Here is an 8,772-nt window from a genome sequence, read left to right on the forward strand (position 1 = left end):
CGCGGCCAGGCGGCGGACCTCGCGCGGGTCGGCGTCACGGGTGGCCAGCTCGACCCCGGAGCTCGCGCGGTCGTCGTCCAGCAGCGCCACCACCTCGGCGGCCTTGCGCGCGCCCACGGCCGCCGCGCCGTCCAGCAACGCCCGCGCCAGCCGGGGGTGCAGGCCGAGGTCGGCCATCCGGCGGCCCCGGTCCGTGGCGCCGTTCGCGTCCAGCGCGCCCAGTGCGCGCAGCACCGAACGGCCCGCGTCCAGCGCACCCGGCGGTGGCGGGTCCCACCAAGCGAGCCCTTCGCCGTCCGGCACGCCCCAGCAGGCCAGTTCCAGGGCCAGCCGGGTCAGGTCGGCGGTGCGGATCTCCGGCTCCGGGTAGCGCGGCAACGTGCTGTGCTCGTGCGCGGGCCAGCACCGGTAGACCTTGCCGGCCGCCTCACGTCCCGCCCGGCCCGCGCGCTGGTCGGCCACCGCCGCGCTGACCCGGACCGTGGCCAGGCCCGACAGCCCGCGCCGGTGGTCGACCCGCGGCACCCGCGCCAGGCCCGCGTCCACGACCGCCCGCACACCCGGCACGGTCAGGCTCGACTCGGCGATCGCGGTGGCCAGCACGACCCGTCGCCTGGCTCCGGGCCGCAACGCGTCGTCCTGCGCGGTGGCGGCGAGGCGACCGTGCAGCGGCAGCACGTCCACGTCGTCGCCGATCAGGGCGGCGCACCGCCGGATCTCCGCCACGCCCGGCAGGAACGCCAGCACGTCACCGTCCACCTCGGACAAGGCCCGGCGGATCGCGCGGGCCGTCGTGGCCTCGACGCGTTCCTGGCGCGCCGGCGGGGTGTGCACGACGTCCACCGGGAACGTCCGCGCCTCGACCCGGATCACCGGCGCGTCGCCGAGCAGGTGGGCCAGCCGGTCGGCGGCCACGGTCGCGGACGTGGCCAGCAGCTTCAGGTCCGGCCGCAGCCCGGCCCGTGCGTCGAGCAGCAGCGCCAGCAGCAGGTCCGCGTCCAGGTGCCGTTCGTGGCACTCGTCCAGCAGCACCGTGCCGACGCCCGCCAGCTCCGGGTCGTGCTGCAACCGCCGCACCAGCAGACCGGAGGTGACGACCTCGATCCGGGTGTCCTTCGAGGTCTTGCGGTCACCGCGCACCGAGTAGCCCACCGTGCGGCCGACCGGTTCGCCGAGCAGGCTCGCCATCCGCGCGGCGGCGGCGCGCGCGGCCAGCCGACGTGGTTCGGCCACGACCACGCGACCCTCCAGCGCCAGCGGCACCAACGTCGTCTTGCCCGTGCCGGGTGGCGCGACCAGCACCGCCGAGCCGTGCGCGGTCAGCGTGGCCGCGATCTCGCCGAGCAGCGGTCGGATCGGCAGGTTCGGCAGTTCCACGCCGCCCAGTCTTGTGCCACTGTGGACTCATGGGGAAATGGGGGATCCTCGGCGCGACGGTGGCCCTGGCCCGCGCGGCCGTGACGATCAAGGTCTGGCAAGAGGTGGAGCGGCTGCCGGCGGCACAGGTCGACGCCGGTCCGGTGACCGTCGTCGTGCCCGCGCGCGACGAGGAGAGCGTGATCGACCGGTGCATCACCGGCCTGCGCAAGCAGGACTACGCGGACCTGCGGATCGTGGTCGTGGACGACGCGTCGACCGACCGCACCGCCGACATCGTGCGGCGGCACGCCGCGGAGGACCCGCGCGTGCGGCTGGTGAGCAGTTCCGGGCCGCCCTCCGGCTGGGCGGGCAAGGTGCACGCCCTGCACGTGGGCACGGCCGACGCCGACACCGACTGGCTGCTGTTCGTGGACGCCGACACCGAGGCCGCGCCCGACCTGGTCGGCAGGCTGCTCGCGGGCGCCCGGCGCGACGACCTCGACCTGGTGTCCACGTCCGGGCGCGGCGCCGGGCCGAGCGCCGGGTGGTGGCTGCTGCTGCCGCCGGTGAACCAGCTGCTGTTCGAGACGACGACCGTGGACGGGCGGCGCGGCATGGCGCTGGCCGTGGGGCACTGCATCCTGGTCCGCCGCACGGCGTACGAGCGGGCCGGCGGCTGGGCCGCGATCGCCGGGTCGCGCGCGGACGACGTCGGCTTCGCCACGCTGGTCCGCGACACCGGCGGCCGGACGCGGTACGTGGACGGCGCGGACTCCCTGATCACGTCGGGCCTGGACACGTTCGGCGGCACGTGGGCGTCGATGCGCAAGAGCATGGTCGCCGGCACGTCCCTGTACGCCAAGGGGCCCGCCAGCGCGTTCCTGTCGCTCGGGTCGACCGGTCTCGCGCACATCGCGTACGGGGTCGTGCCGGTGGTGACGGCGTTGCGCGGGTCGAAGCCCGGCATGCTGGTCTGGCTCGGGCAGTCGCTCGCCGAGTGGATCTTCCTGCGGCGGAGCAGGCAACCGCAGTCGGCGGCCGTGCTCGCGCCGCTGGCCTACGTCACGTTCGGCGCGATGACGCTGGACGCGGCGTGGCGGGCGTTGCGCGGCACCACGAAGTGGAAGGGCCGGGACGTGCGAGGCTGACGTCGTGGTTGACCCGCTGCGCGATCCCGACGACCCCGAGCTGCTCGACCCGTACCGGGCCCGTGACCTGGCCGGGCTGGTGGAAGCCACCCGGCTGGCCGCCGGCGCCGTCCGGTACGGCAAGGTCGGCCGCGTCGGCGTGGCCCAGGTCGTGGTGAACCGGGACAACCCGCTGCCCGGCGGCAACCACGCGTGCGGCGTGTACGGGTCGTCGGCCGAGGTCGCGGGCACGTTGATGCGGCTGGAGCAGACGTTCGCCGACGTGGGGCGCGCCGAGGCGGTGCTGTACGCGTCGCCGACCACGGTGGCCGAGATCGAGGGCATCGCCGACGACACCGGGTGGCACGCGGTGGAGGAGTCGTTGGCCGTCGTGCACCGGGGCGAGGTGCGGCGGTCGCCACTCGTGCGGCCGGCGCGGGACGGCGACCTCGAAGGCATCGCCGAACTGCTGGCCGACGACCTCGGCGTGGACGGGCCGCGGTTGCTGAGGCACCTCGGGCAGCGGGTGGACGACCCGCGGTGCGTGTTCGTGGTGGTCGACGACGGCGACCGGATCGGCGGGTTCGCGTCCGGGTTCGGCGAGCGCCGGGTCGGGTTGGTCGAGCACGCGGTCGTGCGGCCGGCACGTCGTCGTCGCGGGTTGGGCAAGGCGCTGGTCGACGGCGTGGTGGCCGAGCTGCGGGAGGCGGGCGCGTTGCTGGTGGCCTCGCACGTGGCCGAGGGCGGGGCGGGGGAGCGGTTCGTGGAAGCTTGCGGCTTCGACGTTTGTTATCCGGTAACGGCGTACGCACGCAGGGTCGACGAGCTGCTCGATTGAGTAATTAGTTGCCGTACCGCATATCCTTAGCACGGCTAACGGAGATCGGAAGGGGCGCACAGTGCTGGGGACCGGGTCCGACGTGAAGGTCAAGCCCCGGCTACCCGGCGAGGTGTGGGTGCTCGTCGTGGCGAGCTTCATCATCGCCCTCGGGTTCGGCATCGTGGCGCCCGTCCTGCCCGCGTACGCCAAGAGCTTCGACGTCGGCACGTTCGCCGTGTCCGCCGTGGTCAGCTCGTTCGCGCTGGTCAGGCTCCTGTTCGCGCCGATGAGCGGCCGACTGGTCAACAAGTTCGGCGAGACGTGGGTCTACATCGTCGGCATCCTCATCGTGGCCGCCGGCACCGGCGCGTGCGGCTTCGCCACCGCGTACTGGCAGCTCATCGTGTTCCGGTCGTTCGCGGGCATCGGGTCGACCATGTTCACCGTGGCGGCCGTGGGCCTGCTGATCCGGATCACGCCGGCGCCCATGCGGGGCCGGGCGTCCGGGCTGTGGGCGACCGGGTTCCTGCTCGGCAACATCGGCGGCCCGATCGTCGGCGCGGCGCTCGTGGAGATCTCGATCCAGGTGCCGTTCGTCACCTACGCGGTGGCGCTCGTGGTGGCCGCGGCGTTCGTGTGGTGGTTCCTGCGCCGGTCCACGCTCGCCGCGGCGTTGGACAAGTCGGTCGAGCAGGAGTCGATGCCGGTGCGCGCGGCCGTGCGGCTGTCGGCGTACCGGGCGGCGTTGGCCTCGGGGTTCGCCAACGGCTGGGCCGTGTTCGGCGTGCGGATCTCGTTGGTGCCGCTGTTCGTGGTCGAGGCGCTGCACAGCACGCCCGCCATCGCCGGCATCTCGTTGTCGGTGTTCGCGGCCGGCAACGCCGCCGTGCTGATGATCTCCGGGAAGCTGTCGGACACCATCGGCCGCAAGCCCGTCGCCATCGCGGGGCTCGCGGTGTCCGCGGCGGGCACGGTGTGGCTCGGGTTCAGCGTCGGCGTGCCGATGTTCATGGTGGCCTCCCTGGTGGCGGGCATCGGCGCCGGTCTGCTCAACCCGCCGCAGAACGCCGTCGTGGCCGACGTGATCGGGTCGAAGGCCAAGGGCGGGCCGGTGCTGGCGGCGTTCCAGATGGTCGCCGACTGCGGCGCGATCGTCGGGCCGCTGCTCGCCGGCGTGCTGGTGGACCAGTTCTCGTACCAGGCGGCGTTCACCCTGACGGGTGCGATGGCCGCGGTGGCGCTGGTGTTCTGGGTGTTCTCGCCCGAGACGCTGCCGAAGGCCGAGGAGACGCACGTCGCGTCGGACGTGGCCGGTGAGTCCGGGTGCCTGGACGAGGGGCCCGAGGTGCCGGTGGGCGAGCGCGTGGCGGGTCGTCCGCGTCAGCCGGACGCGTGAGCGCTCAGGTTCCGCTCAGCATCTCTCGGTAGCCTGCGGGCCGGGTTGTGACCGGGAGGGCAGTGCGGTGGGTGGCGCGGAGCGCAACGCTCGGAAGAAGAAGCAGCAGCAGCGTGCGACCAAGGCGGTGGTCGCGGCGCGCGGTGCGTCCAACGACCGGACCAAGGTCATCATCGGGGTCGTGGTCGTCGTGGTGCTCGCCGTGGCCGTGATCGGCGGGGTCATCTGGTCGTCCTCGGACTCCGGTTCGGGCTCGGACGACTCGCTGGCCAACCCGCCCGCGGTCAGCGGTGTGTCGGCGCCGATCGTCCGCGAGGGCGGTGCGGTGGTGGTCGGCAAGGACGGCGCGAAGGTCACCATCGACCTGTACGAGGACTTCCTGTGCCCCGCGTGCGGCGCCTTCAAGAAGGCCTACGGCGAGCAGATCAAGCAGGAGATCGAGGCGGGCAGGCTCAAGGTCCGCTACCACGCCCTGCCGTACCTGAACCGGCTCTCGGACCCGGAGGGCTACTCGCGTGATTCGGCGAACGCGGCGTTGTGCGCGGCTGATGAGGGCAAGTTCTGGGAGTACCACGAGACGTTGTTCCTGCGGCAGCCCGAGGAAGGTGGTCCGGGGCACACCAAGGAGGAGTTGGTGAAGCTCGGCACGGACCTCGGGATCACCGGTGACGCGTTCAAGCAGTGCGTGGAGAGCGGTGCGCACGAGCAGGCCGCGCAGGCCGAGCTGGACGCCGTGCGGGCGACGGGCAAGTTCGAAGGCACCCCCACCGTGATGAGGGACGGCGAGATCGTCTCCTGGGACGACCGCGACTGGCTGACCAACCTGCTCAAGTAGCCCGCCACACCCCCGCTCAGCAGCCCGGATGCCGAAACCAACCCCCCGATTTCGTCCCTGCGGGTGCCGTGTTGTACGGTATTGCCACACGAGAACGGCGGCCCCAACCGCCGGGAAACGTGCAGGCAAGGGGCTGTGGCGCAGCTGGTAGCGCATCACACTGGCAGTGTGAGGGTCAGGGGTTCGAGTCCCCTCAGCTCCACAAGTTAATAGTTCGACTGATTCGCCCGCTGACCTGCGGTAATGCAGGTGGCGGGCGATCTTGCTTTTCCGTCCATTGTGGACTGGGCCGGCCGAGCTGGAGCAAATCTGGAGCAGACGGTCGCCCCGGACGAAATGTTGTCAGCAGTGTGCTCCAGGTCTCACTAAGCCGGCCGGGTGGATCCGTCTGACGACTTTTCGGGCCGCTTCATCATTTCGAGGGTGGCGGTTGATGCCTGCTGCTACATTGCGGAACGGGATGGTCGCAGGGGGTGACGAAGTGGGGACTCCTGGTAAGGGCTATGCGCTGGACCCAGCTGAGTTCGAGCAGCTGAAGGCCAGTCTCAGAGCAGCTGGGGAGGCGCTGGGGTTACAGGACTTCCGCACCAAGGCCAGCCTCGAGGGCAGCATGACGGTGCAGTCCGTGAGCCCGCACGAGAACATCGAGGAGACCGTTGACGAGGTGATCCTGGCGTTGACGAAGTTCGTCGACCAGGACTACGCCCGGACAAGTCAGGCCGTGCAGGACTTCATCAACCGGGTCCACACCACGATCGAGACGGCGATCGACGGCGTCCATCGGACGCAGCAGGAGTACGTGGGAGCCGAGAAGCTCATCGGTGAAGGGCTGCGCCGGATTTACCCGGAATGACCGGGGGGAGCACGTGGGCATTCTTCAGACCGTGATCACGGACGCGTTGCTGTCGGACGCGGGGGAGATCGACGGGTTCGCGGCCCGGCACGCTCCCGGTCTGCCGTCCATCCAAGCCACCTTGAGGGTGATCAGGGACATCGACCCGGAGTCGTTCCGCCGGATCGGGCGGGACGTGTGGGGCACCGGGCAGTCAGACGGGGCGGATCAGCTCGGCAAGGCGATCGACGGCTGCGTGAAGGGCTTGGAGACGGCGGCCAACCAGGCTTCGGCATGGACCGGTGAGGCGAGCAACGCCTATACCGAGCGCATCAACCGGATGAAGCAGGCGTTGGGTGAGATGCGCAAGCCCGCTCACGACGTCGGTCAGGCGCTGGTCGACCTCGCCGACGGCTTCGAGTTCAAGGCCTCGGACATGTGGAACAACATCTGGAGCGCCATCGGGTTCGTGGTCGGCATCATCGGTGTCATCGCGGGCATCATCGTCGGTCTGACCGGGATCGGCGCCGTTGTGGGACTGATCCTGGGGATCCTCGGCGTCCTGGTGGGCTTGGCCGCGTGGTGGCACTCGCAGAAGTTCAAGGCCGACGAGCAGATCGCCAAGTGCGCCGAGGCGTCCGCGGACGCCGCCAAGGCGATGGAGTCACTGGGCAAGTTCCAGCCCTAGGAGGGGACGTGGACCCGCAGGAGATGGTCGCGCAGGCGCAGGAACGTTTCGCCAAGATCAGGCGCGACCCGGAGAAAGCGCTGTTCAGCCAGTACAACGGTGTGTCACCCAGCGGTGCGGTCACGGTGTGGGTGGACATGATGGGCAAGCTCGTCCGCGTGCACATCGCCCCCAACACCCTTTATGAGGGCGGAGAGCCCTGGTTGACCGAGGAGCTCATGGCGGCGCACGAGGCGGCCAAGCGGGCTGCCGAGGTGCTCGACTTCAACCTGGCCGACCTCGCGCGTGAACTCGACGACGCGCTGGCATTGAAGCAGCACGTCACCGCTGCTCCCGAGACGCCACCGGTTGACCGGCGCCACACCGCACACCGCCCTGATGACGACGAGTGGTTCGAGGACCGGAGCCACCTGCGCTGACATGTCACGACCACACATGAACGACCGCGGCCTCGCGGTGGCGTGCGCCCTGGTCTTCGCGATCCTTCTCGGGGTCGCGGCACTCGGCTTCGCTCAGATCGCGTCGACCTACCAGTGGTGCGAGAGCGATGCAGCAAGGCAACTGGCGTCGGCCCAGGCAGTGGCCGAGCTGCGTCTCGACGCAACACCGGCCGTTGTTTGTCGAAGCGGTGAGGTGACCGTGGAGCTGCCGATCACACCGGCTGTCGCCAGCGTGCTGTTCGCCGTGGTCGGCATGGCGCTCAGCCTCGTCACGGTCGTCATCACCGCGCGGCGTGCCCGTGCTGCCCAACGGCGTTGAAAGCGGGAACAGCTGCTTCGGTGGTCCACTGAGGAACCCGGCTGGGGGAGGTGTGCTGATCGACGCCCGTGACAGAATTCCTTGCCACGGGCGTCGCAGCTGACCAGTCCCTACTGATGTATGGGCGCAATCTCGGGAGCCGGCACGACGCAATCCGGCAGACCAGGTAGATGTCTTCAAGATTCGCAGGCGGCAGAGGACCTGGTGGTTCGGGGATGCTGAGCCCGTAGTCGTCTGCCACTGCGGCGATGCGTTCGACGGTGTCCCGCGGTGTGCCGTGATCGGCATGGCCGAGCGCACGGTGGACCGCTCTCTGAACCCGATTCGTGTACGGGCCCTTGATGCCAGGTCGTCCTGCCTCTCATCGAGGAACCCGCCGTGCTGCTCGACGTACTCGACGGCTGTCCGCATCACCTTCGGTAGTGGCGGCGAGCCGTCCGGGGTCCGTCTGGAGCGACCAGTCCCGGTGGATGTCGGCTCGCGCGACGGGTCCATGCGTCGAACGCTGCTCGGTACATCAGTTCGGTGAGTGTGGCCGCCGGAGTGATCGGATCACCGGGGTCTGCCTGGTCCAAACAGGCCAGGGTTATCGGACGATCTCCGATGACAGCGCTCGCTCGCCGGATCTCCGGCGGACCGGCCAGCCGGGGCGTGACCGCGCTCTTACCCGCGGCGTGGAGACGGCGGACAACCTCGTAACCGCACTCCGAGGTCATCACCCGCTCCCCGCATCCGCAGCCGTAGGTCGGGCAACTCGGCAGGGTCGGCGATCATGGTTGACCAGGAGTCCTGGCCGCGATGCCCGGGTCGAGGTCAGGACCCCGGAGAGAGGGTCCGCATCGAGTATCGACTCGACCTCCGTAGTGTCCTCCGCCGGAAATCCGCCTACTAAGTCTAGTGTGGGTGGATGACGCGGATCGGACGGCCGCCCGCCGAGGTGAGGTTGAGCGAGCAGG

General features: G+C 70.5%; 9 protein-coding genes and 1 tRNA gene. 9 read left to right on the forward strand and 1 reads right to left on the reverse strand.

What is annotated here, in order from left to right; genetic code table 11:
* On the reverse strand, positions 1-1,377 hold a 1,377-nt coding region (locus tag ACZ7GX_RS45325), incomplete at its 3' end, for a helicase-related protein (RefSeq protein WP_498786864.1).
* Positions 1,378-1,406: 29 nt separating this feature from the next.
* Between ACZ7GX_RS45325 and ACZ7GX_RS45330 the strand changes: the two genes are divergently transcribed.
* The 9 genes from ACZ7GX_RS45330 (at position 1,407) to ACZ7GX_RS45370 (ending at position 7,816) form a co-directional block, all read left to right on the forward strand.
* Positions 1,407-2,507 carry a glycosyltransferase gene (locus ACZ7GX_RS45330; protein ID WP_498786865.1) on the forward strand — a complete coding sequence of 367 codons (1,101 nt, stop codon included), beginning with the start codon at positions 1,407-1,409 and terminating at the stop codon, positions 2,505-2,507.
* A 4-nt stretch (positions 2,508-2,511) separates the two neighbouring features.
* On the forward strand, positions 2,512-3,324 hold the full coding sequence (locus tag ACZ7GX_RS45335; protein WP_498786866.1) for a GNAT family N-acetyltransferase: 813 nt from the start codon (positions 2,512-2,514) through the stop codon (positions 3,322-3,324).
* A gap of 61 nt (positions 3,325-3,385) precedes the next feature.
* Entirely contained in the window at positions 3,386-4,702 is a 1,317-nt protein-coding gene (locus ACZ7GX_RS45340) for an MFS transporter (RefSeq protein WP_498786867.1), read from the forward strand.
* A gap of 67 nt (positions 4,703-4,769) precedes the next feature.
* Positions 4,770-5,537, forward strand: coding sequence for a DsbA family protein (locus ACZ7GX_RS45345; RefSeq protein ID WP_498786868.1), 768 nt, complete (start codon positions 4,770-4,772; stop codon positions 5,535-5,537).
* A 129-nt stretch (positions 5,538-5,666) separates the two neighbouring features.
* Positions 5,667-5,739: transfer RNA gene (locus ACZ7GX_RS45350), tRNA-Ala, on the forward strand.
* 408 nt (positions 5,740-6,147) lie between these two features.
* Positions 6,148-6,390, forward strand: coding sequence for a hypothetical protein (locus tag ACZ7GX_RS45355; protein ID WP_498786869.1), 243 nt, complete (start codon positions 6,148-6,150; stop codon positions 6,388-6,390).
* Between the two features lie 13 nt (positions 6,391-6,403).
* Positions 6,404-7,057: a WXG100 family type VII secretion target gene (locus ACZ7GX_RS45360; RefSeq protein WP_498786870.1), complete on the forward strand. Its 654-nt coding sequence runs from the start codon at positions 6,404-6,406 to the stop codon at positions 7,055-7,057.
* An 8-nt stretch (positions 7,058-7,065) separates the two neighbouring features.
* Entirely contained in the window at positions 7,066-7,476 is a 411-nt protein-coding gene (locus ACZ7GX_RS45365) for a YbaB/EbfC family nucleoid-associated protein (protein WP_498786871.1), read from the forward strand.
* A gap of 16 nt (positions 7,477-7,492) precedes the next feature.
* The gene (locus tag ACZ7GX_RS45370; protein ID WP_233812235.1) at positions 7,493-7,816 is read left to right on the forward strand and encodes a hypothetical protein; all 324 of its coding nucleotides are present in this window, start codon (positions 7,493-7,495) and stop codon (positions 7,814-7,816) included.
* Positions 7,817-8,772 lie beyond the last annotated feature (956 nt).

Source organism: Actinosynnema sp. NPDC037264, assembly GCF_055603705.1.